Genomic DNA, 24418 nt, shown 5'->3' on the forward strand with positions numbered 1-24418 from the left:
TCAGCCGTGCACCGCAGCAGTGACCAAAACGCCCATTTCACGCAGCGTGGCGCCGACGGCGTGCACCACCTTGGCGACGTCGTGGGTGTCGAGGGCGCCGATGCAGCCGACGCGGAAGGTCTCGACCTGGGTCAGCTTGCCCGGATAGAGAATGAAACCTTTGTCGCGCACCTTGGCGTAGAAGGTCTTGAAGTCGTAGGCCGGGCTGGCCGGGGCGTGGAAGGTGACGATGATCGGCGCCTGCACGGCCGGGTCGAGGAAGGGTTCGAGGCCGAGGCTACGCATGCCGTCGACCAGGGTGCGGCAGTTGGCGGCATAGCGGCCGCCGCGGGCGGTCAGTCCGCCTTCCTCGGCGTATTGGGCGAGGGCCTCGTGCAGCGCGACGACGACGTGGGTCGGCGGAGTGAAGCGCCATTGCGTCGTCTTCTGCATGTATTGCCACTGGTCGTGCAGGTCCATGGCCAGCGAATGGCAATTGCCGGCGGCGGCTTCGAGGGCGCTGCGGCGGACGATGACGAAGCCCATGCCGGGCACGCCTTCCAGACATTTGCCGGAGGCGGCGATCAGGGCGGTGATCGGCGTGCTGCGCAGGTCGATGTCGAGGGCGGCAAAGGAACTCATCGCATCGACGATCAACTCGCGCCCCTGGCGGGCCACGGCGGCGGCGATGTCGGCCAGCGGGTTGAGGATGCCGGTGCCGGTTTCGCAATGCACCTGCGCCACGTGAGTGATCGCCGGGTCGGCGGCCAGGGCGGCTTCGATGGCGGCCGGGTCGGCCGGGCTATCCTCGGCGAAAGGCAGCTCGACCGCCTGGCGGCCGAGGACGCCGAGAATCTTCAGGATGCGCGCGCAGTAGGCACCGTTGTTCGGCACCAGCACCTTGCCGCCCTTCGGCACCAGCGTACCGAGCGCCGCCTCGACCGAGAAGGTGCCGGAGCCCTGCAGCGGCACGCAGACGTGGCTGTCCTCGCCGTGGGCGATGGCCACCAGTTGTTGGCAGACCTCGCCGGTGATGCGGTTGAAGGCGGCATCCCAGGAACCCCAGTCGTGCAGCATGGCCTGCTTGGTGCGCAGCGAGGTGGTCAGCGGGCCGGGGGTGAGGAGCAAGGGGTCGCGGTCGATCAGGTTCATGTTCTCTCCGAAGTGTTTTATTGCGTTCAGCGACGCAGGCCGCGCCAGGCCTGGCGGCGCTTGAACAGCAGATGGGTGATCAGGGAATAGGCGAGGCTGGCGCCGGCCGTGGTCAGCACGATCAGCGTCGCCATGGCGGCAGCCGCGCCCAACTCGCCGGCTTCGTCCAGGTTCAGGATGGAAACCGAGGCCGGCAGGGTCTGCGGCGAGTAGATGAAGACCAGCGCCGACACCGTGGTCATGGCGTTGATGAACAGGTAGCGGGCGATTTCCAGCACCGCCGGCAGGCAGACCGGCAGCGTCACCCGCCACAGCGTGACGAAGGGCGAAACCTTGAGCGAGGCGGAGACTGCCTCGAATTCGCGGTCCAGGCTCTTCAGGGCGGTCAGCGCCGTCAGGTGGCAGGAGGTGTAGTAATGCACCACGTTGGCCGCGACCATGATGGTCAGCGTGTGATACAGCCCGTTCAGCGGGTTGTCCGGGTGGTTGAAGAAGAGGATGTAGCCGATGCCCAGCACCAGTCCTGGCACGCCCATCGGCAGCGCGGCCATGGCGCGGATGCCGGCGCCGACCGGGCCGCTGCCGGCCGGCGTCTTGTCGAGCAGCCAGGCGGCGAAGAAGATCAGCGGCGTGCCGCAGAGTGCAGTGAGCAGCGCCATCTTCAAACTGTTGGTATAGGCCTCCAGCACCCCTGCTTCACCCAGGCCGAAGACGTAGTGGTCGAAGCTCATCTCCAGGTTGTAGGGCCAGAAACGGACCAGCGAGGTGTAGGCGGCCATGCCGACTACGCCCAGCATGGCCAGCCCCATGGCCAGGCAGAAGACGAACAGCGGCCAGTCGCGGCGGCGGTCCGGGCGCGGCGTGTAGGGCACCGAGCGGGCGCTCAGGCCGGCCTGCTGGCGGCGTTGCAGTTGCCAGTCGACGATGAAGGCGAGCAGCACCGGCAGCAGCAAAACCAGCGCGACGACGGCACCGCGCCCGAAGTTCTGCAGGCCGACGGCCTGGATGTAGATTTCAACGGCCAGCACCTGGTAGTTGCCGCCGATCACCTTGGGAATGCCGAAATCGCTGATGGCGTAGGCAAAAACCACCATGGCCGCGCTGATCAGGCCGTATTTGGCGCTGGGCAGCGTGATGGTGACGAACTTGCGCCAGCGCGAGGCGCCCATCGAGTCGGCCGCTTCGTAGAGCCGGGCGTCGGCCGTGCCGAGGGCGACGGTGAGAATCATGAAGGCATGCGGAAAGGCGGCGAACACCGTGGCCAGCACGATGCCGATCGGACCATAGACGCTGTTGCCGAGCAGCCAGGACTTGAGCGGCCCCTGGTTGCCGAACCACTGGATGAAGGCGAGCGCGCCGACCAGCGACGGCCCGAGCAGCGGCGCGAGGCCCAGCGTGCGCCAGATGGCGCGGCCGGGCAGGCAGGCACGCTGCAATGCGTAGGCGTAGAGGAAGGCGAGCGGCACGGTGATGGCCGTGACCGCCAGCCCGATGCGCAAGGTGTTGGCGATGGCGGTGGCGATGCCGGGGGTGTCGACGAATTCGACAAAACGGGCCACGCCCCATTGCCCGGCGTTGTCGCGCACGCTGCCGATGAGCAGGGCGCCGAGCGGCAGCAGCAGGAAGAGCGCGAGCAGCGTGGCGGCCAGCCAGATCAGCAGGGTCGGAAGCTTGCCGGCGAAGCGGTCGATCAACGAATCGCCGGTCAGGGTGGCGGCACGCATCAGGCAGTTTCCGGGAAGGGCAGCAGGGTGTCGGGCGGGATGGCCAGGCGGAGCAGGGCGCCGGGGTGGATTTCGCGGCCGCGCAGGTAATTGGTGGCGAATTGCACCTGCAGCGCGAGGGCGGGGGCGGCGTCGGGTACCACAGTGACCAGCGAGTAGGAACCAAGGAATTCCGCCTTGCGTACTTGCGCGTAGAAGGAATTGCGCGTGTGATCGAGGATTTCGCACAGGCGGATATCCTCGGGGCGGACATAGAAACGGGCCGGGCCGCTGCCGGCCTGGCCGTTGTAGCGCAAGCGCAGGCCGCCGAAATCGGCCGTGCCGTCGCCACCAGCGGTACCGGCCAGGACGTTGGCGCGGCCGATGAAATCGGCGACGAAGGCGTTGGCCGGCTGGCTGTAGATGGATTTCGGATCGCCCACCTGTTCGATGCGGCCGCCTTGCATGACGATGACGCGATCGGCCATGGCCAGCGCTTCTTCCTGGTCGTGGGTGACCATCAACGTGGTGACGCCGAGGCGCTTCTGCAGGTTGCGGATCTCGCCGCGCAGACGGACGCGTTCGATGGCGTCGAGCGCCGACAGCGGTTCGTCGAGGAGCAGCAGATCGGGCGAAGTGGCCAGGGCGCGGGCCAGGGCGATGCGCTGCTGCTGGCCGCCGGAGAGCTGGGCCGGGTATTTTTCCTGCGTTCCGGGCAGGCCGACCAGCGCCAGCATTTCCTCGATGCGCTGGCCGATCAGGTGTTTGTTGTGGCGATTGGCGCGCAGGCCGTAGGCAACGTTGTCGGCCACGCTGAGGTTGGGAAACAGCGCGTAGGACTGGAAGACGATGCCGTAATCGCGTTTCGCCGCGGGCAGGCGGGAGATATCCTGGCCGGCGTGAACGATGCGGCCGCCATCCTGGAACTCCAGGCCGGCGATGGTGCGCAGCAGAGTGGTCTTGCCGCAGCCCGAGGGGCCGAGCAGAACGACGAATTCGCCTTTTTCGACATCGAGCTCGATGTCATTGAGGGCGGTGAACTGACCGAAGCGCTTGTGCAGCGCGCGAATTTCCAGATGAGCCATGCGGATTGCCAGGTTGGCGCCCCGGCCGGAGCCGGGGCGGAGGTGATTACTTCTTGGCTTCGGACTTGGCGGAATAGCGCTTCTGCCATTCGCCGAGGATGGCGTCGCGGTTCTTGCCCATCCAGACGAAGTCGTTCTTGACCAGGCGCTGCTCGTAGTCGGTCGGGACGTGCTTCAGGCGGGTGGCGATGCCCGGAATCGCGGTGATGGCGAAGTTCTTCGCATACAGCTCGTTGGCTTCGCGGGTGCTCGCCCAGTCGGCCAGCTTCTTTGCGGCATCCAGCTTGTCGGTGCCCTTGACGATGGCGATGGATTCGACATCCCAGCCCAGGCCTTCCTTCGGGTAGATGATGTCGATCGGGGCGCCCTTGCTGCGCACGGTGTTGGCGCGGTATTCGAAGGCGATGCCGACCGGGAATTCGCCGTTGCCGGCCATCACGCAGGGCTTGGAGCCGGAATGGGTATACACGGCGATGTTCTCGTGCAGCTTGTCCATGTAGTCCCAGCCGCCCTTCTCGCCGAAGGTCTGCAGCCAGGCAGTGACGTCGAGGAAGCCGGTGCCCGAGGAGTTCGGGTTGGGCATGACGATCTTGCCCTTGAATTCCGGCTTCAGCAGGTCCTTCCAGCTTTCGATGCGGGGCAGGCCCTGCTTCTGCATCTCGGCGACGTTGTAGCAGATGGCGGCGCCCCAGACGTCCATGCCGACCCAGGTGGGCACGGCGGCGGCATTGCGGTAGCGCGGGTTGATCGCCTTCAGGTTGGCCGGCGCGTAGGGCTGCAGCATCTGCTCGCGGTCGAAGACGACCATGCTGGAGGCGGCCACGCCCATGATCACGTCGGCGACCGGCTTGGCCTTCTCGGCCAGCAGCTTGGCGGTGATGATGCCGGTGGAGTCGCGCGTCCACTTGATTTCGATGTCCGGGTAGGACTTGTTGAAGGCTTCCTGATAGGCCTTCAGTTGATCGGTTTCGAGCGCCGTGTAGACATTGAGTACGGTCTTGTCGGCATAAGCGGGCAGGCAGAGCGCGGCCGAGATGCCGGCGGCGGCCAGGCAGCGAGCGATGAGCTTCAGGGACATCGGACATTCCTCCAGAATGGGGTTGGGGTAGCTGGGTCGGCGGCCGTCTTGTCATCGAATTGACATGAGCGGCTACTAGACTGTCGAACATCCTAGCTTTTGTATATTGCAGATTGTTTACAATCTAATGTCTTCAAAAATGTTTAGAATAGGTTCGGAATCTCATTCGGAACCGTCGCCCACCATGCCCACCGATCTGCACAATCCCGCCAACGAGCCCGACAAGATGCTGGCGCTCGTCCAATCCGCCTCGCTGACCCGCCTGCTGGCCGAGGCCGTCGAGAAGATGATCCTGTCCGGCGAGATCAAGCCGGGCGGCAAACTGAACGAAATGGCCATCGCCGAGCGCTTCGGCGTGTCGCGCGGGCCGCTGCGCGAAGCCTTCCGCATGCTGGAGGAGTCGGGCCTGGTGCGGCAGGAGAAGAACCGCGGCGCCTTCGTGCGCGAGGTCGATATCGGCGAAGCGGCGGCGATCTACGAGGTGCGGGCCGGGCTGGATGCCACCGCCGGACGCCTGCTCGCCGGCAAGATCACGCCGGCGCAGATCGAGCGCCTGCGGAAATACGGCGACGACATGCAGCGGGCCGCGCAGGAGAACGACGTCGATGCCTTCCACCGCCTGAACCTGGCCTTTCACGACCAGATCGTCGCGATGACGGAAAACGCCTGCCTGATCGACGTCTATCGCCGCATCGTCAAGCAATTGGCGCTGTTCCGCCGGCGCAACCTGCTGGCGCCGCGCGCCATTCCCAATTTCGCCGACGAGCACAGCGCCATCGTCGATAGCCTGGCCCAGGGCGACGGCAGCTTGGCTGCAGAACTGCTCTATCGCCACGCCGAAGGCGGCCGCCAGCGCATGCTGCAAATTCATGCCGAGGATCATGCTGGCCACGAGGACGCCGCGTGAAACCTATCGCCGACGCCAGCGAAGGCGACGTCAATCTCGGCGAGCGCCGGCGCCTTTGGCAGGCGGCCAACATCGATCCGACGACGCAGGCCATGCTGGCGGAAGATTCACGCTGGTTCCTGCATCAGTCGATGTCCACGCCCTGCCTCAATGCGCTGCGCGGGGCGGAGGGCAGCTGGCTGATCGATGCGGCGGGCCGACGTATTCTCGATTTCCACGGAAATAGCCTGCACCAGGTCGGTTACGGCCATCCGCATGTCGTCGCGACCATCCAGCAAACGCTGGCCACGCTGCCGTTCAGCCCGCGCCGCTATACCAACGAACCGGCGATCGAACTGGCACGTCGGCTGTGCCAGGCGGCCCCGATGCCGAATGCCAAGCTCCTGTTTGCGCCTGGCGGCACGTCGGCCATCGGCATGGCGCTCAAGCTGGCGCGCCTGGTCACCGGACGACACAAGACGATCTCGATGTGGGACAGCTTCCACGGTGCTTCGCTCGATGCCATCTCGCTCGGCGGCGAGGCTGTCTTCCGGCGCGGCATCGGGCCGTTGCTAGCGGGGGCGGAACACGTGCCGCCACACGATCCCGGTCATTGCGTCTTCGGCTGCGGCGGCAGTTGCGCGCTACGTTGTGCCGATTACATCGATTATTGCCTGGGCAAGGAAGGCGACGTGGCGGCGGTGGTCGTCGAAACCATCCGCTGCACCGACGTGCAGATTCCGCCGCCGGATTACTTCCATCGCTTGCGGGCCGCCTGCGACCGCCACGGTGCACTGCTCATTTTGGACGAAATTCCGATTGCGCTTGGCCGCACCGGCTACCTCTACGCCATCGAACGCTATGGCATCGAACCGGACATGGTCGTCCTCGGCAAGGGCCTGGGCGGCGGCAGCCTGCCGCTGGCCGCGCTGGTGGCGCGGGGTGAGTTCGATGTCGGGCAGGAGATCTCGCTCGGGCACTACACCCATGAAAAGAACCCGATCACCTGCGCCGCCGGTTTGGCGACGCTCGAGGTGATCGAGGAAGAAGGCTTGCTCGAGCGCAGTCGCCGCCTCGGCGAACAGGTTGTCGCCAAGCTGGCAGCAGCGCAGGCGACGCTGCCGGCGATTGCCCAGGTGCGCGGTGCCGGGTTGCTGATCGGTGTCGAACTGTGCGCGGTCGGCGAACGTAGTGCCGCCGATCTGGCCGAGGCCGTGCTCTATCGCTGCCTGAGTGCCGGCCTGTCGTTCAAGGTCGGGCAGGGGAACGTACTGGTGCTGGCGCCACCCTTGAATATTGCCGAGAGCGATCTCGATTGGGCGCTGAACACGCTGATCGAGGCCGTCGCCGCCGAGAGCCATGCCTGAAAGCGGCATGGCCAGCGGTGTCGTGGTCGCCGTGCTCGGGGCGGCCTTGCTGCATGCCGGCTGGAATGCGCTGATCCGTGGCGCTGGCGACAAGGGTTTGTACACCCTGTTGCTGCATGCCTGCAGCGGCCTGCTGGCGATCCCGGCCGTGTTGATCCTGGGCTTGCCGGACCCGGCGAGTTGGCCCTACGTGCTTGCTTCGGCCGCCATCCACACCGTCTATATCGTCTGGCTGATGCGCGCCTACGACGGCGGGCAATTGGCCCTGAGCTACACCCTGATGCGCGGCGTGCCGCCCTTGCTGGTCGCCATGCTGGCCGTGCCGATGCTCGGCGAAATGCCCAAGGCGCAGGGCTGGTTCGGCATCCTGTGCCTGTCGGCCGGCGTGCTGGGCATCGGCTTTGCCGGCGGCCAGACGCCGCGCCATCTGATCAGTCACCCAGCGAGTCGGGCGGCGTTGCAGAACGCCCTGGCCATCGCCGCCTATACGCTGGTCGATGGCATCGGCGCGCGTCAGTCGGGCAACCCGCTGGCCTATGCCTGCTGCCTGTTTGCGCTGGAGCCGTGGATCGCTTTGGCGCTCGGCTACCGCCGTCATGGAGGCGAGATGCTGGCTTACTTCCGCCGGCGCTGGCCTATCGGCCTGCTCGGTGCCCTGTGTTCGACCGCTGCCTACGCCATCGTGCTGTGGGCGATGACGCAGGCGCCGGTCGGGATGGTCGCCGCCTTGCGCGAGAGCTCGGTGGTGCTGGCGGTGCTGATCGGCTATCTGGTTTTCCGCGAGGGGCGCTTGCGGACCGGTGTGCTTGCCGGCTGCACCGTCCTGCTCGGGATATTCTTGATCAAGGCTTGATTCGCTCGTAGGAATCGGCAGTATCATCAGTCGCTCTGCAACCGAAATGGCCTGCTTCAAGTGACTACCGCTCTCGTTCTCTTTGCCCATGGTGCCCGCGATCCCGAGTGGGCCAACCCGATGCGCCGCGTTCAGGCGGAGATTCGTCAGCGTCTGCCGGGTGTGACGGTGGAACTGGCTTTCCTGGAGTTCATGGCGCCGACGCTGCTTGATTGCGTCAATGGCGTGATCGCGCAGGGCGCGCGGAAGATCGTTGTGCTGCCGATGTTCATCGCGCAGGGCGGTCACCTGAAACGGGATGTGCCGGAGTTGCTCGAACAGTTGCGCCAGCAGCATCCCGGTGTCGAATTTTCGTTGAGCGGCGCCATCGGCGAGAACGAAATCGTCGTCCAGGCGATGGCGACCGCAGCTCTGGAATTCGCTGGCCTGTAATTTGCTGGTAGGCAGGCATGCTTACCGTACTTGTCATCGATGAATCCCGCACCCGAGCCGGCGAAATCTGCGCCGGACTCGCGCTTGCCGGTTACCAAGTCGCCGCCATCCTGGCCGATGCAGCCAATCTCACCTCAGAGGTCGAGAAGCTCAAGCCGGATGTGATCCTGATCGATACCGACAGCCCCAGCCGCGATACGCTGGAAAACCTGGCGGCGATGAACCGCAACATGCCGCGTCCGGTGGTGATCTTCACCCAGGAAGACGGCCAGGAAACCATCCGCGATGCCGTCAAGGCGGGCGTTTCAGCCTATATCGTCGATGGCCTCGATCCGAAGCGGATCAAGCCGATCGTCGATGTGGCGCGCGTCCAGTTCGAGGACAACCTGGCCCTACGCCAGGAACTCGAGGATATTTCAAAGAAATTGACTGACCGCAAGCTGGTCGACAAGGCCAAGGGTGTGCTGATGAAGGCGCGTGGCCTGGATGAGGAAGAGGCGTATCACGCCATGCGCAAGCTGGCGATGGAGCGTGGGCAGACCATGGCCAAGGTGGCGAAGGACGTCATCGACATGGCCAAGGTGCTGCTCTGACGCTCACCGTTATTGTGCGGATGCACTGTTTTTTGCACTGCAACAGTGCATGCCTCCTGGGTTGAAATTGTTCTCCAAGTGCTTGAAAACAAAGTAGTTATAAATAACTAATCCTTTTGAACTACACCTGGCACGGCCGTTGCAATAGAGAAATCAAAACGCACGGTCAAAGGCGGCCGGGCGAGCGTGGGGCGAAAGCCAGCGCACAGGACAAGGGCGTCCATCCCAGCTGCCGAATACCGGCAGCCAGGATGAGACGCCCATTTTGTTTTTTGATTCTCGTGATCTAGGAGCAAGCAATGGAAGACAAGAAACTGGCACCGGAAGCAACTCCGTCGTTCTCTCGTCGTGATTTCGTATCTACCGCTTTGGGAGCATCTCTGATGGCCATGGTTCCTCCCGGCGTTCGCAGCGGCGCATGGGCCGCCGGTTCGGACGCCCCCGAAAAGAAGGAAGTCAAGATTGGCTTCATCCCGCTGACCGATTGCGCCTCCGTCGTGATGGCCGCGGTCAACAAGTTCGATGAGAAGTATGGCATCAAGATCATCCCGTCCAAGGAAGCCTCCTGGGCTTCGGTGCGAGACAAGCTGGTGAACGGCGAACTCGATGCTGCCCATGTGCTGTACGGCCTGATCTACGGCGTGCAGCTGGGTATCGGCGGGCCGAAGAAGGACATGAACGTGCTGATGAGCCTGAACAACAACGGCCAGGCCATCACGCTGTCGAACCAGCTGAAGGACAAGGGCGCCATCGATGGCCCGAGCCTGGCCAAGCTGATCGCCAAGAAGGAGCGCGAATACACCTTCGCCCAGACCTTCCCGACCGGCACGCACGCCATGTGGCTGTATTACTGGCTGGCGGCGCAGGGCATTAACCCGATGAAGGACGTCAAGACCATCACCGTGCCACCCCCGCAGATGGTCGCCAACATGCGCGTCGGCAACATGGACGGCTTCTGCGTCGGCGAGCCGTGGAACAACCGCGCCATCATGGACAACATCGGCTTCACCGCCGTGACGACGCAGGACATCTGGACCGACCATCCGGAAAAGGTGCTTGGCACCACCGCCGAGTGGGTGCAGAAGAATCCGAACACGGCCCGTGCCGTGGTCGCCGCCATTCTCGATGCCGGCAAGTGGATCGATGCCTCGCTGGCGAACAAGCAGAAGACGGCCGAGACCATTGCGCAGAAGTCCTACGTCAATACCGACACCGAGGTCATCGTCGCCCGCATGCTTGGCCGTTACCAGAATGGCCTGGGCAAGAGCTGGGACGACAAGAACCACATGAAGTTCTTCAACGACGGCACGGTCAACTTCCCCTACCTCAGCGACGGCATGTGGTTCATGACCCAGCACAAGCGCTGGGGCCTGCTCAAGGATCACCCGAAGTACCTCGAGGTGGCCAAGCAGGTGAACCGTATCGACATCTACAAGCAGGGCGCTACTGCCGCCGGCGTCGCGCTGCCGAAGAGCGACATGCGTAGCAGCAAGATGATCGATGGCACGGTTTGGGACGGCAAGGACCCGGCCAAGTACGCCGACGGCTTCAAGGTCAAGGCCTGATTTCAGTCGAGTGAGTCGCCACTTCCCCCTGCTTCGGCAGGGGGCGGTGCCTGCTTAGGAGAACGACATGAACGCAACGACGATGAACGGTGATTTTTGCCCGGAAACGGCAGTGCACCGCAGCACAACCAGCAAATCGGTCGCCGCGCCTGCGGCAGAGCCGGTCAAGGAATCGAAAATGGAAAAAACTCTTCCCGCTCCGAGCGGTGTGCCGATCGGCGAAAAGCTGGCGGCCTTCGGTCGCGCCATTCTGCCGCCCATCCTCGGCATGATGGTGCTGATTGGCATCTGGCACGTTGCCACCCACAAGGGCGGCTCCATCCCCGGCCCTTCCCAAGTCTGGGATGCCGCAGTGGCGCTCTTTTCCGACCCGTTCTACCGCAACGGCCCGAACGACCAGGGGATCGGCTGGAACGTGCTGTCCTCGCTGCAGCGCGTCGCCATCGGCTTCGGCTTCGCGGCACTGGTCGGCATTCCGCTCGGCTTCATCCTAGGCCGCTCGGCCTTCCTGTCGGCCATGGTCAATCCGATCATCAGCCTGCTGCGTCCGGTATCGCCGCTGGCCTGGCTGCCGATCGGTCTGCTGGTCTTCAAGAAGGCTGATCCGGCTGCCACCTACACCATCTTCATCTGCTCCATCTGGCCGATGATCATGAACACCGCCCAAGGTGTGCAGCGCGTGCCGCAGGACTACCTGAACGTCGCCCGCGTGCTGGCACTCTCCGAGTGGAAGATCGTCACTAAGATTCTCTTCCCGGCCGTGCTGCCCTACATGCTGACGGGTATCCGCCTCTCCATCGGCACCGCTTGGCTGGTCATCGTCGCCGCTGAAATGCTCACCGGTGGTGTCGGCATCGGCTTCTGGGTGTGGGACGAATGGAACAACCTGAAGGTCGAGCACATCATCATCGCCATCTTCGTCATCGGTATCGTCGGCCTGATCCTCGAACAGGCGCTGATCCTGCTGGCCAAGAAACTGACCAAAGAATCGTCGTAAGGAGCCGTCATCATGGAAAAGTTCGTCAGCATCGAAGGCGTCGGTCAGACTTTCGACACCAAGAAAGGCAAGTTCGTCGCCCTGCGCGAAATCAATCTCAACATCGCCAAGGGTGAGTTCGTGGCCCTGATCGGTCACTCGGGTTGCGGCAAATCGACCTTGCTCAACCTGATCGCCGGCCTGACCAAGCCGACTTCCGGCGCCTTGCTGTGCGATGGCCGCGAAATCGCCGGCCCGGGTCCGGAACGGGCGGTGGTCTTCCAGAACCACAGCCTGTTGCCCTGGCTGACCTGCTTCGAGAACATCTATCTGGCGGTCGAGCGTGTGTTCAGCGCCAAGGAAGGGAAGCCGAAGCTGAAGGCGCGCACTCAGGCAGCCATCGAACTGGTCGGCCTGGCCCATGCGGCGCACAAGTATCCGCATGAAATCTCCGGCGGCATGAAGCAGCGCGTCGGCATTGCCCGCGCCCTGTCTATGGAACCGAAGGTGCTGCTGATGGACGAACCTTTCGGTGCTCTGGATGCGCTGACCCGCGCCAAGCTGCAGGACGAGCTGATGAAGATCTGCGAAAAGACGCAGGCCACCGTCGTCATGGTCACCCACGACGTCGACGAGGCCGTGCTGCTCTCCGACAAGATCGTCATGATGACCAACGGCCCGGCTGCCACCATCGGCGAAGTGCTCGAAGTCAAGCTGCCGCGCCCGCGCGATCGCCTGACCCTGGCGCACGATCCGGCCTACATCGACTGCCGCGCCGCCGTGCTGGAGTTCCTGTACGAAAAGCAGGCGCATGTCGAGAAGGAAGCTGCTTAAGTTTTTGGTATCCATCGTCGCTGCTCTCTCCATTAGCGACTTTTCGCCCGCCGCGTTATACCGGCGGGCTTTTTTTTGATGCAGGTTCTTGCCAGTCGGCGTATGGCCGACTATGGTTGGGCACTTTGTTGATGGATACCCCGTAGATGTTCGCCAAGCCCGGCAAGCTTTCCCGCAAAATCGTCGGCATGTTGATGGTTTTTCTGATCATCGCCACCACGGCGATCGGTCTGACGCTGGTCATTTCCTGGCAGTTGGAAGGCGTTGCCGCAGCGATCAACGACGGCGGCAGCCAGCGCATGCGGACCTACCGCATCGGCCATCTGATGGCCCGGGGCCTGGAGAGCCAAGCCCCCGGCGAAACGCTGATGCGCGCCATCGAAGAGGAACTGAAGCGCTTCGACAAGGTGCTGCGCGATTTGCAGCTGGGCGATCCGGCACGACCCTTGGCGGCGCCGCGCAATCCCGATGTGCAAAAGCGCCTGTGGGAAGTCGAGCAGACCTGGGGCGAGTTCATCCGGCCACTGGTGCGCGACTATCTCGTCGGCAATACGCAGCAGCGGGCCATGGCCCTGGATAGCTTCGATAACGAGCTTGAACCCTTCGTTGGCCGGATCGACGACCTGGTGCTGGCGATGGAGAACAGCTACGCCAGCGACACCAACCTGCTGCGCACCGTGCAGGCGGTGCTGGTCGTGATGGCCGTGCTGGGTACCTTCATCCTGATCCGCTTTTTCGTCAGCCTGATCATTGTGCCGGTCGGCAAGCTGCACGCCGGCATGCGCCGGATGAGTGCCAACGATCTGACGGTGCGCGTGCCGGTCCGCAGCGACGATGAACTGGGCAATCTGGCGCACGGTTTCAACCAGATGGCCGAACACCTGCAAAACGTCTATGGCACGCTGGAAGAGCGCGTCGAGGCCGAGACACGCCGTCTGGCCGAGCGCAACCGCGAACTGAGCATCCTGTATTCGGTAACGGCCTTCCTCAGCGAGCCGGCGCCGCTGGATGACTTATGCTCGGGTTTCCTCGAGCAGATCAAGTCGGCGCTCGGCGCTGATGCCGGTGCTGTGCGCCTGTACGAACCGATTACGCAGAAGTTGCATTTGATGACATCGGATGGTTTGTCCGAGGAGTTCATCGCTCGTGAAGCCGAACTGAACTGCGGCGAGTGTCTGTGCGGCGAAGTGGTGCAGAGCGGTTTGCCGGCGGCTTTCGATACGGCGCATCCGCCGGCCGGCATGAAGCTGCGCACCTGTATTCGTGAGGGCTTCGGGACCGCCACAGCCTTCAGCATCGTGTACGACCGTCAGCAACTGGGCGTCTTCAACATCTACTTCCGCCGACCGCAGGCGATTTCGGATCAGGAGATGCGCCTGCTCGATACGCTCGGACACCATTTGGGCGTCGCCATCGAGAACCAGCGCCTGAAGTCGCGCGAGAAGGAATTGGCCATTTCGGAAGAGCGCAATCTGCTGGCCCAGGAGTTGCACGATTCGATTGCCCAGGGGCTGGCTTTCCTGAACATTCAGGTGCAGTTGCTGCAGGATTCCCTGAAGAAGAACCGTCTGGAAGAGGCCATGCAGACCGCTGGCCAGTTGCGGGAAGGCGTGCAGGAAAGCTACGACGACGTGCGCGAATTGCTGGTGCATTTCCGCACGCGCATGGACCAGGCCGATCTCGACGCGGCGATCAATGCGGCGCTGGAGAAATTCGAGGGACAGACCGGTATCGAAACGGAATTCGACCGCATCGGCAGCGCGCCACCGCTGCAGTCGACCGACGAAATTCAGATCATGCATATCGTGCAGGAGTCCTTGTCCAATATCCGCAAGCATGCTTCGGCCACTCGCGTTCGAATTACCGTGAGTCGGGTGCGCGGCAATCTCGAAATCGTCGTTGAAGACAACGGTCAGGGCTTCGATCCGGAAACCGAGCCGAAATTATTGTCAGATCGCCACGTCGGTCTGAAAATCATGCGCGAACGTGCCCACCGGATCGGTGGCGAGTGGAACATTGCATCAAAGCCAGGCGAAGGGACGCGAGTCGTCTTCAAACTGCCGAGGGAAACGAGGGAGACAAGCTAAATGAGCGAAAAAATCCGTGTTCTGTTGGTCGACGACCACACCCTGTTCCGTAGCGGCATCAAGTCGCTACTGCAGCGTAACGAGGACTTCGAGGTGGTTGGCGAGGCGGGCGACGGGCTGGAGGGCATCAAGCGGGTCCGTTCGCTGAAACCGGATGTAGCCCTGCTTGACCTGCACATGCCGGGCGTCTCGGGGCTGGAGGCGGTCAAGGTTATCGCCGAGGAAATGCCGGAAGTCCGCGTGTTGATGCTGACCGTGTCGGAAGATGCGCAGGATTTGATGGATGCCTTGCGTTCGGGGGCGAGTGGGTACTTACTGAAGAATATCGAGACGGATACCTTGGTCGATGCCATTCGGCGTGCCGCCCAGGGCGAGTCGGTGGTGTCGCAACAGATGACGGCCAAGTTGATTCAGGGCGTGCGCAATCCACCCAAGGCCGAATCGGCCATGCCGGATCGCGACAAGTTCTCGCCGCGCGAGCGCGACATTCTCGAATGCCTGGCGCTGGGCGAGAGCAACAAGGAAATCGCCCGCAAGCTTGATCTGGCCGAGAGTACGGTAAAGATTCATGTGCAGAACATCTTCAAGAAACTGAACATGACGAGCCGGGTGCAAGTGGCGCTTTACGCCGTCGAGCACGGGTTCGGGCAGCAGCGCGGCAACTGAGGCCAGCCGCAGCACATTGCTGCGGTGCACTGCCATTTTGGGCCAAAAAGCAAAGGAAGAGGCCCCGGTCGTTGCGACCGAGGCCTCGTGCCGGCATGTGGCCGGCCAGTCCTCAGGGGAGGAGGATCAACTCAATGCATGGGCAGCGGATGTGTCCGCTGCAAGTGTTCGTAGGTCTGCGCCAATTCCTTGACGTGTTCGTAGTGGCCAGCCTCCAGGGCTTGCTGCATGTTTTCGATGATCATGGCGTGCAGGCGAAAGACGCCTTCGGGCGTACATAACAGCGATTCGCCCATTTCGGCTGCAACAGTCATCGGGAGATGTTCGTGCTCTGCCACGGCTTCGATTTCGCCGCGGTCGAGATCGCAATAGTCGAGAACGTCCTGAATAGACAACATTGGCTCCTCCAATTTCGGCAAATGGACAATCACACCGGCTGATCTCCGGTTTTTCGCTATTGATTGTTATGTCCGCCTTGTGATCGTTATGGGTGGAGGATCACTTTCTTTATAGGAAGACCACGGCCAAAACGCAAGAAAATGCACCAACTAGATGCGTAAACACCCTTCCGGCAAGGGATAGGCAAGTTGCAGGCGGCTGATTGTCGGCAGCAGATCGAGGCGGAAATCCTTCTTGATCGCCGTGGCGCGTTCGCGCATCGCATCCAGACTGACGTCGACCGGCTGGCCGCCGGTGGCAAAGGCGATGGTGTTGCCGCTGTCGCACGAAGGAAAGACTGCCGCCCGGCCATCGAATGCCTGCTTCAGGCGCTCGACGCTGCCCTTGAAGCCCTTGTTGCGGCCCAGCAGGTTGACGGCGAGCAGGCCGTCGTCGCTCAGACGGGCGCGGCAGGCCTGGTAGAACGGCAGGGTGTCAAGCACGCCAGCGTTGGCGTCGGGGTCGAAGCCATCGACCAGGATGTAGTCGAACTGGCGTTTGCCGGAAAGCATGTAGTCGGCACCGCATCCAATCGCCACGTCGAGTCGCGGCGGATCGTAGGGCAGCTTGAAATACTGGCGGGCGACGAATTCCACCTGCGGATTGATCTCGACCACCGTGATCCGGCAATCGGGTAGGTAGCGATAAATGAACTTGGCCAGCGAACCGGCACCAAGGCCGACCAGCAGTGCCCGGCGCGGCCATTTGGCCGCCTGGCGCAGCAACAGCCCGGCCATCATCTCGCGGGTATAAGCCAGTTCCAGTGACCACGGGCGGGCGATCCGCATGGCGCCCTGCACCCAGTCGGAGCCGAAATGCAGGTAACGGATGCCGTCTTCTTCGCTGATATCGACGTCGTGGCAGGGGATGAATTCAGGGGATTTCACGGTCTTGGCGCCCCCAGGTGGAATCGAACCACCAATTCGCCCTTAGGAGGGGCGTGTTATATCCATTTAACTATGGAGGCGAACATGCTTGTCGGCAGGCGCGCATTGTAACGGGGGATAACCCATTAGGGTAGGTTGCCTTATCTGAAAATATGCTAAATTGGCAAATATAAAAAAATAATTCGGAGAGAGATATGCTCGCACAATTCCAGCGTCGTCCAGTCGCGCAACAACTGATTGTCATCACCATTCTCGCGTTGATCGTCGTCTTTTCTGTCATGACATTGATCGTGCAGCGCAACTCGAATCGCGCCGCACTCGCCGTGGCCGAACATAACCTCGAGCATGAGGCCAAGTTGATGGCGGGCATGCTCGATTCGCTGTTTGATGCCGTCAAGGTTCGCGGCGAGGCTCAGTCCAATTTCTTTCTGCGTTTTGCGGGGGGCAAACCAGAGTTGGGCCAGGGCATCCAGCGCGTCGGAGAGGTCGACCTGCCTGTCGTTCGTATTGGTGCCGAGGTGTTGAATGCCAACGAGAGGCTGCTGAAATCCTTCCGCGACTTGACGGGGGATGAAGCGGCATTCCTGGCGGTCAAGGACAATAAGGTTTATCGCCTGAGTACGCTGCTGAAGGACAAGGAAGGCAAGTCGATGAATGGCGTTCCCTTGGCCGATGGCGATGCAGTGGCCAAATCCGTGTTGGCCGGGCAGGACTACCAGGGACTGGCAATCCGTGGTGGCAAGTACAACTTCAGCACCGTCAAGGTCTTGAAGGGCGCCGACGGCAAGGTGTGGGGGGCGGTTTCCGTGCGTATCGCTCTCGATGGCGAACTGAAACGAATCCGCAGTCAATTCGGTAACGTCGTGGCCGGCAAGACGGGCTATGTCTACATCATCAGACCGACCGACGAGAAAACGATCGGTGAGTTTGTTCTCCATCCGAAGTTTCAGGAAAAAACTGTGGCCGAACTCGATATTCCGGCTGCAACCAAGAACGCGATTCTCGAGGTGTTGCGCAAGCAGAATGGCATGATCCGCTATGAGCTAGCCGACGAAAAAGGCGTGGAGCGCGAGAAAATCGTTGTCGCTGCCACGTCGTCGGCCTGGGGATGGACGGTGGCAACCGGTAGTTGGCTGGACGAGTATCTCGAAGAGAGTCAGGCCTTACGTAACCTGCTGTTGATCATCAGCCTTGTGTCGGGTGCGGTGCTGGCTGTCGTCATCTATTGGGTGGTCAATTCCCGTCTGAAAGGCTTGGCGCAGTTGGTACAGGAAGCTGCGCGCGTGAGTTCGGGCGACCTGCGTGCGGTGATGCAGGATGCCGACGCTTCCAGCCGTAACGAAGTCCATGCCATTGCCCATGCCTTCAATTTGATGGCCGAGGGAATGCGGGGGCTGGTGCAGGGGGTGTCGACGACTTCGCAGCAGGTCGGGGTCGCCGCCAACGAATTGCAGGAAGCGGCCCGGCGGGCTCTCGAAAGTTCGGCGCAGGCTTCGCAGTCGGCAAGTGGCATCGCAGCCTCGGTCGAAGAACTGTCGGTCAGCATTACACATGTGGCCGACAACGCGATGCACGCGGCGCAAATTTCCGAAGAGGCGAAGACCGAGACGGTCGGTGGCCGCGAGGTGGTCGGTCAGGCGATGGCGGAACTCGAGCGGGTGGCCGGTGACATTACCGAGTCGGCCGCGTTGATCGAATCGCTGGGTGAGCGTTCCAAGCAGATCTCCAGCGTGGTCGGCGTCATCCGCGAAATCGCCGAGCAGACCAATCTGCTGGCCTTGAATGCGGCCATCGAGGCAGCAAGAGCCGGTGAGCAGGGACGAGGTTTCGCGGTCGTGGCGGACGAGGTGCGCAAGCTGGCCGAGCGGACCTCCTTGTCGACCCAGGAAATTTCGACCACGGTCGGGGCGATTCTGCAGGAGACTGCTGGGGCGGTCGAGCGCATGCGGGCGGTCAGCGGCAACATGAGCGCGAGCGTGTCGCTGGCGCAAGGTGCCGGGGAGTCGCTGGGAACGATCGATCAACGCACGCAGGAAACGGTCGATGTCGTGCACGATATCGCCGACTCGACGCGCGAGCAGAGCGCGGCCAGCCAGGAAATCGCCCGTCTGGTCGAAAACATCGCCCAGGCGGCGGAAGGCAGCAACGCGCGAGCCTCGCAGAATGCGGAACGGGCGCAGAATCTGCAGCGTTTGGCGGCCGAATTGCAGGCTCAGCTTTCGCGCTTTAGGACCTGAGCGGCTAAAATCCGTACATTCCCAACGCGGCGCCCAGCGGGGCGCCGTTTTTATTTGCCGATATGCCTTATCTCAAACTCAACGACGCCTGCCTTGCCTACGGCCATGTGCCGCTTCTCGATCATGCCGAATTCCAGCTCGATCCGGGCGAGCGCGTCGCGCTGATCGGCCGCAACGGGACCGGCAAGTCGTCGCTGTTGGCGGCGATGGCGGCCGGTAGCGGTAAGGGACGGCTGGATGATGGCGAGGTCTGGGTGCAACCCGGTATCCGCGTCGGCTACGTGCCGCAGGAGCCGCCCTTTGATGCGGAGTCCTCGGTGTTCCAGGCGGTGGTTTCCGGCATGGGCGAGACCTCGCAGCTACTGGCCGAATACCACGAGGTGTCGCATCGCTTGTCCGACGGCGATGCCGATCACGAGGTGCTGCTGGCGCGCATGGACAAGCTGCAGCACGAACTGGAAGCGCGCGGGGCCTGGGCCTACGAGGCGCAGGCCGAGCGGGTGATCGCCCGCTTCGGCCTCGACCCCGAGGCGCGCGTCGGCAGCTTGTCCGGCGGGCAGAAGAAACGGCTGGCCCTGGCGCAGGCCTTGGCCGTGGCACCGGAGGTGCTGTTGCTCGACGAGCCGACCAACCACCTCGATATCGGCGCCATCGAGTGGCTGGAGAACATGCTGATCGAGACGGGCGTGACGCTGCTCTTCATCACCCATGACCGTTCCTTTCTGGATCGCGTGTGCACGCGCATCGTCGAGCTCGACCGCGGCAAGCTGGCAAGCTTCCCCGGCAATTTCACGCAGTACCAGCAGCGCAAGGAAGCGATGCTGCACGAAGAGGCGCTGGCCAATGCGCGTGCCGACAAGCTGCTGAAGGAAGAGGAGGTGTGGATTCGCAAGGGCGTCGAGGCACGGCGTACGCGCGCAGTCTTCCGCGTCCAGCGCCTGGATCGTTTGCGCGCCGAGCGGCAGGCGCGGCGCGAGCGCATGGGCAAGGTTCATCTGCAACTCGATGCCGGCGACAAGAGTGGGAAGCTGGTCGCCGAGCTGCTGCATGTCGGCAAGCGCTTCGGCCATCGCGACGTGGTGAAGGATTTCTCCACGCGCATCCAGCGCGGCGACAAGATCGGCCTGATCGGTCCGAACGGGGCCGGCAAGACCACCTTGTTGCGTTTGATCCTCGGCGAGTTGACGCCGGATTCCGGCACGGTGCGCCAAGGCACGAAGATGGAAATCGCCTACTTCGACCAGTTCCGTACCCAACTCGATCCGAACGCGACCCTGGCCGACGTGATTTCGCCGGGCTCGGATTACGTCGAGATCGGCGGCGCGCGCAAGCATGTCATCGGCTACCTTGAAGACTTTCTCTTCGCGCCGGAGCGGGCGCGTTCGCCGGTCAGTTCTCTGTCCGGCGGTGAGCGCAACCGCTTGTTGCTGGCCCGCCTGTTTGCCAAGCCGGCCAACGTGCTGGTGCTCGACGAGCCGACCAACGATCTCGACATCGAAACGCTGGAGTTGCTCGAACAGCTGTTGCAGGACTATGAGGGAACGCTTTTTCTGGTCAGCCACGACCGGACTTTCCTCGACAACGTCGTGACGCAGACCATCGCTGCCGAAGGCGATGGGGTGTGGAAGGAATATGCCGGCGGTTATAGCGATTGGGCGGCTTACAAAGCCAGTGTCCCGAAGGAAGCAGAGAAACCGAAGGCCGAGTCGAAACCCGCGGCCAAGCCGGTCGAACCGGCCAAGCCGAAGGGCGACAAGTTGAGCTGGAAGGAGCAACGCGAACTCGAAGCCTTGCCCGGCAAGATCGCCGATCTGGAGGCCGAGCAGGCCGCGCTGACCGCCAAGCTGGAAGATCCGGCGCTCTACCAGACCGACCCGGCGGCGGCGCAGCAGGCCGCCGAACGCCTGGCGGCGATCGACGACGAGTTGCTGGTCTTGCTGGAGCGTTGGGAAGCGCTGGAGTCGCGGGCCGCCAATCAGGGCTGAGCTGACTTGGCGGAGTGACGCGGCCGGCTCGGCATCCCGGGATGCGGTTTGGTTTTTTGCCTTTTCAGGCAGTGCACCGCAGCAGTCCGCCGATCAGAGCGAAATTTGGCTTACGACAGTTGTTCGCCGTCGGCTTCGCGGGCCGGCATCGGTTCGAGACCAAGGCGCTGGCGGACCGCTTCTGGCGTGATGTTGAGCAACTGGCCGATTTCGGCATAGTCGTCGGGCAGGGCCGGATCGTCCCAGCCATGTGCCGAATGGCGGGCCAGGCGGACGGCCAGCGTGACGTTGCGTACGCGCGGCTGGGCGGCGTTGTCGTCATCGATCAGCGTTTGCAGCAGTTCCGGCAGGTGCCAGACGCGGCACAGCTCGCGTTGGACATCGAGATACGGGAAACCAATGATGCGCTTCTGCGCATCGACGCCGCGCAGACCGGGTTCGTTCTTCATCTGTTCCTGGACCGCTAGGCCGATTTTTGGTGCGGAGCACCAGATCAGGATTTCCGCCAGGTCGTGCAGCAGGGCGGCGATGCGCACTTCTTCCATGTTGATGTCGTGGCGCCACCGGGCCCACTCCTGGGCGTAGTCGGCAGCGCGCTGGGCGCGGCGGATGATCTGCAGGACGCCGAGCAGTGCGGGCGTGCCGCCGTCCTTCATCTGGTCCTCGACCGTGAACAACTCCTCGAAACGCCGGAAGAAGGGTTCGATGCCGGCCATCATGACGGCGCTGGCGATAGTCGTGATGTCGTGCTGCAGGGCGCGGCCGCGGAAGGGCTGGATGTAGGCCAGCACGCGCACGGTCATGATCGGGTCCTGCAGGATCACGCGGGCCAGCTCGCGGGCATCGACGCGGTCCATGTTGGCGCGCATTTCGTCGATCCGCCGCTTGGTGATGCGCAGCACGGGCAGGCTGTTGCTGTTGAACAGCAGAACCCAGGATTCGATATCCGGCAAGGCGTGATCGAGCATTAAAGTCCCCTCTGGGGTGTTCCCCCCGATGGCCGGGAGTTTAAGGGGGGGCGGCGCCAGGGGCAAGGCCGCTGCATGCGATAATGGCGGCGGTTCAACCTTTTCGATCGTCGCCATGCGTTATTCCATCGTTCCCGTTACACCCTTTGAACAGAACTGCACCATCTTCTGGTGCGAGAAAACCCGTCAGGCGGCGGTGATCGATCCGGGGGGCGATATCGAGCGAATCCTGAAGGCACTGGAAAGCGAGGGGCTGACACTGGCGAAAATCCTGGTGACCCATGGTCACATCGACCACGCCGGTGGTGTGGCGGCCTTGGCCGAACGTACCGGTGTGCCCATCGAGGGACCGCATGAAGAGGATCGCTTCTGGATCGATGGCATGCAGCAGCAGAGCCGCATGTTTGGCTTCCCGAATGTGCAGGGTTTTGTGCCGGATCGCTGGCTGCACGACGGCGATACCGTCAGCTTCGGTGAGATCGAGCTATCGGTGCTGCATTGTCCCGGCCATACGCCGGGCCATGTCGTTTTCTTCCACGCACCGAGTCGTCTGGCCCAGGTTGGCGATGTACTGTTTCAAGGCTCGATCGGCCGCACCGATTTTCCGCGCGGCGATCATGCCACGCTGATCCGTTCCATCAAGGAGCGCCTGTTCCCGCTCGGCGACGACGTGGAATTCATTCCCGGCCACGGCCCGATGTCCAACTTTGGCGAGGAGCGCCAGTACAACCCCTTCCTGAGCGGCCGTTTCGGTTAAGCGGCGCGAATTTTCCCGGCCCAGCTCAGGGCGCCGAGTTGGGCATCGAGGAAGGTGGTACCGTCAATTTCCAGATTGGCCAGCATGTCGGCCGCCTTGCCCAATTCGCGGCGGTCGGCCAGATCGATCGCTTCGAGCAGTTGGCCCAGTACACCGCTGCGCGCGCCCAGCGCAGTGTGGGCGATTTCCGGCAAGGGCAGGTGTTCGAGAATATCCGCCATGCGCATGTTGAGCAGGACGTTCAGCAGCGAAAAAGCGCCAATCATGAAGGCTGTGTCGCCAATGTCGGGCAGCTCCGCGAGCTCGGGGAATCGAGCGGCCAGGAGCTCCATGAGCCGGCCGCGGCTGGCAGCTTTCTGCAGCAGAGGGCTGGGGTGGTGCCCATGTTCGGAATCGGCATAGACCAGTAATTGCAGCCAGCGCTGAAGCTGGCGGCGGCCAAGCAGGTTGATCGCCTGGCCGAAGCTCGTGATCGCGGTACGCGGCGCAATGGCCGCCGAATTGACCAGACGAAGCAGGCTGTAGGAGAGCTTCGCCTCCTGGCGCAGGATCGCCTCCAGTTCACTGGTTTCGGCATCGGCCGCAACCAGGCCGAGTAATTCCAGCAGACGAAGGCGCGAGGTGTCGGCCGGCTTGCTGTCACCGTTGGGGATGACGAGAAATTCGCCGGTCGTCATCGTGCAGCCATTGGTCAAGGCCCACTGCCGTTCCTGGGCATTGTGCAGATCGGTCATCACCACGGCGGTGCGTGTCGCCATGCCGAGCAAGGTGAATGGCGGCAGGCTGCGGGCATGACTGCTAGCAATCATCAGATAGTCCCACTCGCCACTGCCCGGCAGGCCTTTTCCCGTCGAAGCGACCAGTCCTAATTTCACTTTGCCTTGGCGCAGACCAGCTTCCAACTCGGCTAACCGAGCAATTTCACTATTTGCAGGGGTGGCTGCAAATGTGGGAATAAATGGTTGCCCCCATGCAGCGTCGAGTATCACGCAGCCCGCAGGGATAAACCAAGGTTGGCGATGGTCGAACTCATTCCGCTGCAAGGCGCGCGTCAACGGTTCGAAGAGATCGGATGCTGCATCTTCTGAAGTCGATTCGACGAGGAAAGCATGCCATCCGTCGTCTGCTCCCAGCAACGGGTGCAAAAAATATGCTGTTCTATGCATGATGATTCAATTTGTTTTCATTGCGAATTTTAGCATTTACTGGAATGCCTGTTCTGATTCCGATCAATACTGACTTGCGTCCTATAATCGCTAACCATGGCTCCCGACTATTGGCAATCGGCAACGCAAGACCTCTCCCGTAGCGATCCGGTGATGGCTGCCCTTATCGAAAAATATTCGGGACTGTCGCTGGTTTCTCGCGGCGATCCCTTCTCCACCCTGGCCCGTTCGATCGTTGGGCAGCAGATCTCGGTCAAGGCGGCCGATGCGGTGTGGGGGCGTTTTGTTGCGGTAGTCGGAACAGTTGAGCCGAACAGTGTTGTCCGTTTGGGCAAGGTGGGGCTTGCGGGTTGCGGCTTGTCGCAGCGCAAGATCGAGTATCTCTGCGATCTGGCGCGGCATTTTTCCGGCGGCCAATTGAACCCCGCTGAATGGCACGGTCTCGACGATGAAACGCTGATCCAGGAGCTCTGTGCCGTGCGCGGCATTGGTCGGTGGACGGCTGAAATGTTCCTGATCTTCAATCAGATGCGGCCGGATATCTTTCCCGTCGATGATCTTGGTGTACAGCGTGCCGTTCGCGAGCATTATTTCGAGGGGGAAAAGCAACCGCCGCGACAGTTGGCTGAATTCGCCAAACGCTGGCAGCCGTGGCGTACCGTGGCGACCTGGTATCTCTGGCGCAGCCTCGATCCGGTTCCAGTTGAGTACTGAGACGGCGGCT

General features: G+C 62.6%; 22 protein-coding genes and 1 tRNA gene. 14 read left to right on the plus strand and 9 right to left on the minus strand.

The window, feature by feature from the left end; all coding sequences use genetic code 11:
- From WIF35_RS16130 to WIF35_RS16145, 4 genes are read right to left on the minus strand one after another with little or no spacing between them, the layout of a single operon-like run.
- Complete coding sequence (locus tag WIF35_RS16130; RefSeq protein WP_412479239.1) at positions 1-1131, minus strand: 2-aminoethylphosphonate--pyruvate transaminase; 1131 nt, start codon at positions 1129-1131, stop codon at positions 1-3.
- A 26-nt stretch (positions 1132-1157) separates the two neighbouring features.
- Positions 1158-2855 (minus strand): putative 2-aminoethylphosphonate ABC transporter permease subunit, encoded by a 1698-nt coding sequence (locus tag WIF35_RS16135; protein ID WP_412479240.1) that lies wholly within the window; start codon positions 2853-2855, stop codon positions 1158-1160.
- On the minus strand, positions 2855-3919 hold the full coding sequence (locus tag WIF35_RS16140) for a putative 2-aminoethylphosphonate ABC transporter ATP-binding protein (protein ID WP_412479241.1): 1065 nt from the start codon (positions 3917-3919) through the stop codon (positions 2855-2857). The genes WIF35_RS16135 and WIF35_RS16140 overlap by 1 nt, the downstream gene beginning before the upstream one ends.
- Before the next feature lie 46 nt (positions 3920-3965).
- Positions 3966-4997 carry a putative 2-aminoethylphosphonate ABC transporter substrate-binding protein gene (locus tag WIF35_RS16145; protein WP_412479242.1) on the minus strand — a complete coding sequence of 344 codons (1032 nt, stop codon included), beginning with the start codon at positions 4995-4997 and terminating at the stop codon, positions 3966-3968.
- 184 nt (positions 4998-5181) lie between these two features.
- On the opposite strand from WIF35_RS16145, the gene WIF35_RS16150 reads away from it, so the two are divergent.
- The 10 genes from WIF35_RS16150 to WIF35_RS16195 all read left to right on the plus strand — a co-directional run bounded on the left by WIF35_RS16150 (position 5182) and on the right by WIF35_RS16195 (position 15256).
- On the plus strand, positions 5182-5904 hold the full coding sequence (locus tag WIF35_RS16150; RefSeq protein WP_412479243.1) for an FCD domain-containing protein: 723 nt from the start codon (positions 5182-5184) through the stop codon (positions 5902-5904).
- Positions 5901-7250 carry an aspartate aminotransferase family protein gene (locus tag WIF35_RS16155; protein ID WP_412479244.1) on the plus strand — a complete coding sequence of 450 codons (1350 nt, stop codon included), beginning with the start codon at positions 5901-5903 and terminating at the stop codon, positions 7248-7250. Before WIF35_RS16150 ends, WIF35_RS16155 begins: the two co-directional genes overlap by 4 nt.
- Complete coding sequence (locus WIF35_RS16160) at positions 7243-8103, plus strand: hypothetical protein (RefSeq protein WP_412479245.1); 861 nt, start codon at positions 7243-7245, stop codon at positions 8101-8103. The genes WIF35_RS16155 and WIF35_RS16160 overlap by 8 nt, the downstream gene beginning before the upstream one ends.
- Positions 8104-8163: 60 nt before the next feature.
- The gene (locus WIF35_RS16165; protein ID WP_412479246.1) at positions 8164-8535 is read left to right on the plus strand and encodes a sirohydrochlorin chelatase; all 372 of its coding nucleotides are present in this window, start codon (positions 8164-8166) and stop codon (positions 8533-8535) included.
- 17 nt (positions 8536-8552) lie between these two features.
- Positions 8553-9128, plus strand: coding sequence for an ANTAR domain-containing response regulator (locus WIF35_RS16170; protein ID WP_412479247.1), 576 nt, complete (start codon positions 8553-8555; stop codon positions 9126-9128).
- Positions 9129-9427: 299 nt separating this feature from the next.
- Complete coding sequence (locus WIF35_RS16175) at positions 9428-10693, plus strand: CmpA/NrtA family ABC transporter substrate-binding protein (RefSeq protein ID WP_412479248.1); 1266 nt, start codon at positions 9428-9430, stop codon at positions 10691-10693.
- Positions 10694-10760: 67 nt separating this feature from the next.
- A complete protein-coding gene (ntrB, locus tag WIF35_RS16180) occupies positions 10761-11690 on the plus strand; it encodes a nitrate ABC transporter permease (RefSeq protein WP_412479249.1) in 930 nt (309 codons plus the stop codon).
- Positions 11691-11702: 12 nt separating this feature from the next.
- The gene (locus WIF35_RS16185; RefSeq protein WP_412479250.1) at positions 11703-12503 is read left to right on the plus strand and encodes an ABC transporter ATP-binding protein; all 801 of its coding nucleotides are present in this window, start codon (positions 11703-11705) and stop codon (positions 12501-12503) included.
- Positions 12504-12649: 146 nt separating this feature from the next.
- The gene (locus WIF35_RS16190; protein ID WP_412479251.1) at positions 12650-14590 is read left to right on the plus strand and encodes an ATP-binding protein; all 1941 of its coding nucleotides are present in this window, start codon (positions 12650-12652) and stop codon (positions 14588-14590) included.
- Positions 14591-15256 (plus strand): response regulator, encoded by a 666-nt coding sequence (locus tag WIF35_RS16195; protein ID WP_412479252.1) that lies wholly within the window; start codon positions 14591-14593, stop codon positions 15254-15256.
- A gap of 131 nt (positions 15257-15387) precedes the next feature.
- Here WIF35_RS16195 and WIF35_RS16200 read toward each other — a convergent pair whose 3' ends face one another.
- From WIF35_RS16200 to WIF35_RS16210, 3 genes are all read right to left on the minus strand, one after another.
- Positions 15388-15654 (minus strand): hypothetical protein, encoded by a 267-nt coding sequence (locus WIF35_RS16200; RefSeq protein ID WP_412479253.1) that lies wholly within the window; start codon positions 15652-15654, stop codon positions 15388-15390.
- Positions 15655-15804: 150 nt separating this feature from the next.
- Positions 15805-16581 (minus strand): spermidine synthase, encoded by a 777-nt coding sequence (locus tag WIF35_RS16205; RefSeq protein ID WP_412479254.1) that lies wholly within the window; start codon positions 16579-16581, stop codon positions 15805-15807.
- A 5-nt stretch (positions 16582-16586) separates the two neighbouring features.
- Positions 16587-16661 (minus strand) — tRNA-Arg (locus WIF35_RS16210).
- A 114-nt stretch (positions 16662-16775) separates the two neighbouring features.
- Between WIF35_RS16210 and WIF35_RS16215 the strand changes: the two genes are divergently transcribed.
- Positions 16776-18818 (plus strand): methyl-accepting chemotaxis protein, encoded by a 2043-nt coding sequence (locus tag WIF35_RS16215; protein ID WP_412479255.1) that lies wholly within the window; start codon positions 16776-16778, stop codon positions 18816-18818.
- Positions 18819-18880: 62 nt separating this feature from the next.
- Complete coding sequence (locus WIF35_RS16220; RefSeq protein ID WP_412479256.1) at positions 18881-20803, plus strand: ATP-binding cassette domain-containing protein; 1923 nt, start codon at positions 18881-18883, stop codon at positions 20801-20803.
- A gap of 110 nt (positions 20804-20913) precedes the next feature.
- Here the strand turns inward: WIF35_RS16220 and WIF35_RS16225 are convergent, their stop codons facing one another.
- Positions 20914-21771 carry an HDOD domain-containing protein gene (locus WIF35_RS16225; RefSeq protein ID WP_412479257.1) on the minus strand — a complete coding sequence of 286 codons (858 nt, stop codon included), beginning with the start codon at positions 21769-21771 and terminating at the stop codon, positions 20914-20916.
- 115 nt (positions 21772-21886) lie between these two features.
- On the opposite strand from WIF35_RS16225, the gene WIF35_RS16230 reads away from it, so the two are divergent.
- The gene (locus WIF35_RS16230) at positions 21887-22528 is read left to right on the plus strand and encodes an MBL fold metallo-hydrolase (protein ID WP_412479258.1); all 642 of its coding nucleotides are present in this window, start codon (positions 21887-21889) and stop codon (positions 22526-22528) included.
- On the opposite strand, the gene WIF35_RS16235 is transcribed toward WIF35_RS16230, so the two are convergent.
- Positions 22525-23403 carry an EAL and HDOD domain-containing protein gene (locus tag WIF35_RS16235; RefSeq protein ID WP_412479259.1) on the minus strand — a complete coding sequence of 293 codons (879 nt, stop codon included), beginning with the start codon at positions 23401-23403 and terminating at the stop codon, positions 22525-22527. The two genes, WIF35_RS16230 and WIF35_RS16235, sit on opposite strands and share 4 nt — an antisense overlap.
- A gap of 387 nt (positions 23404-23790) precedes the next feature.
- Here WIF35_RS16235 and WIF35_RS16240 point away from each other — a divergent pair, with 387 nt between their 5' ends.
- Positions 23791-24408: a DNA-3-methyladenine glycosylase family protein gene (locus WIF35_RS16240; RefSeq protein WP_412479260.1), complete on the plus strand. Its 618-nt coding sequence runs from the start codon at positions 23791-23793 to the stop codon at positions 24406-24408.
- Positions 24409-24418: the final 10 nt, after the last annotated feature.

This window comes from Azonexus sp. IMCC34839 (genome assembly GCF_047047955.1).
Lineage (GTDB): Bacteria > Pseudomonadota > Gammaproteobacteria > Burkholderiales > Rhodocyclaceae > Azonexus.

Coding starts and splice junctions, on each gene's coding strand:
- WIF35_RS16135 (WP_412479240.1), bottom strand. CDS start 2,855: ATGCGTGCCGCCACCCTGACCGGCGATTCGTTGATCGACCGCTTCGCC.
- WIF35_RS16140 (WP_412479241.1), bottom strand. CDS start 3,919: ATGGCTCATCTGGAAATTCGCGCGCTGCACAAGCGCTTCGGTCAGTTC.
- WIF35_RS16130 (WP_412479239.1), bottom strand. CDS start 1,131: ATGAACCTGATCGACCGCGACCCCTTGCTCCTCACCCCCGGCCCGCTG.
- WIF35_RS16200 (WP_412479253.1), bottom strand. CDS start 15,654: ATGTTGTCTATTCAGGACGTTCTCGACTATTGCGATCTCGACCGCGGC.
- WIF35_RS16150 (WP_412479243.1), top strand. CDS start 5,182: ATGCCCACCGATCTGCACAATCCCGCCAACGAGCCCGACAAGATGCTG.
- WIF35_RS16175 (WP_412479248.1), top strand. CDS start 9,428: ATGGAAGACAAGAAACTGGCACCGGAAGCAACTCCGTCGTTCTCTCGT.
- WIF35_RS16145 (WP_412479242.1), bottom strand. CDS start 4,997: ATGTCCCTGAAGCTCATCGCTCGCTGCCTGGCCGCCGCCGGCATCTCG.
- WIF35_RS16160 (WP_412479245.1), top strand. CDS start 7,243: ATGCCTGAAAGCGGCATGGCCAGCGGTGTCGTGGTCGCCGTGCTCGGG.
- WIF35_RS16220 (WP_412479256.1), top strand. CDS start 18,881: ATGCCTTATCTCAAACTCAACGACGCCTGCCTTGCCTACGGCCATGTG.
- WIF35_RS16190 (WP_412479251.1), top strand. CDS start 12,650: ATGTTCGCCAAGCCCGGCAAGCTTTCCCGCAAAATCGTCGGCATGTTG.
- WIF35_RS16170 (WP_412479247.1), top strand. CDS start 8,553: ATGCTTACCGTACTTGTCATCGATGAATCCCGCACCCGAGCCGGCGAA.
- WIF35_RS16225 (WP_412479257.1), bottom strand. CDS start 21,771: ATGCTCGATCACGCCTTGCCGGATATCGAATCCTGGGTTCTGCTGTTC.
- WIF35_RS16240 (WP_412479260.1), top strand. CDS start 23,791: ATGGCTCCCGACTATTGGCAATCGGCAACGCAAGACCTCTCCCGTAGC.
- WIF35_RS16195 (WP_412479252.1), top strand. CDS start 14,591: ATGAGCGAAAAAATCCGTGTTCTGTTGGTCGACGACCACACCCTGTTC.
- ntrB (WP_412479249.1), top strand. CDS start 10,761: ATGAACGCAACGACGATGAACGGTGATTTTTGCCCGGAAACGGCAGTG.
- WIF35_RS16230 (WP_412479258.1), top strand. CDS start 21,887: ATGCGTTATTCCATCGTTCCCGTTACACCCTTTGAACAGAACTGCACC.
- WIF35_RS16185 (WP_412479250.1), top strand. CDS start 11,703: ATGGAAAAGTTCGTCAGCATCGAAGGCGTCGGTCAGACTTTCGACACC.
- WIF35_RS16215 (WP_412479255.1), top strand. CDS start 16,776: ATGCTCGCACAATTCCAGCGTCGTCCAGTCGCGCAACAACTGATTGTC.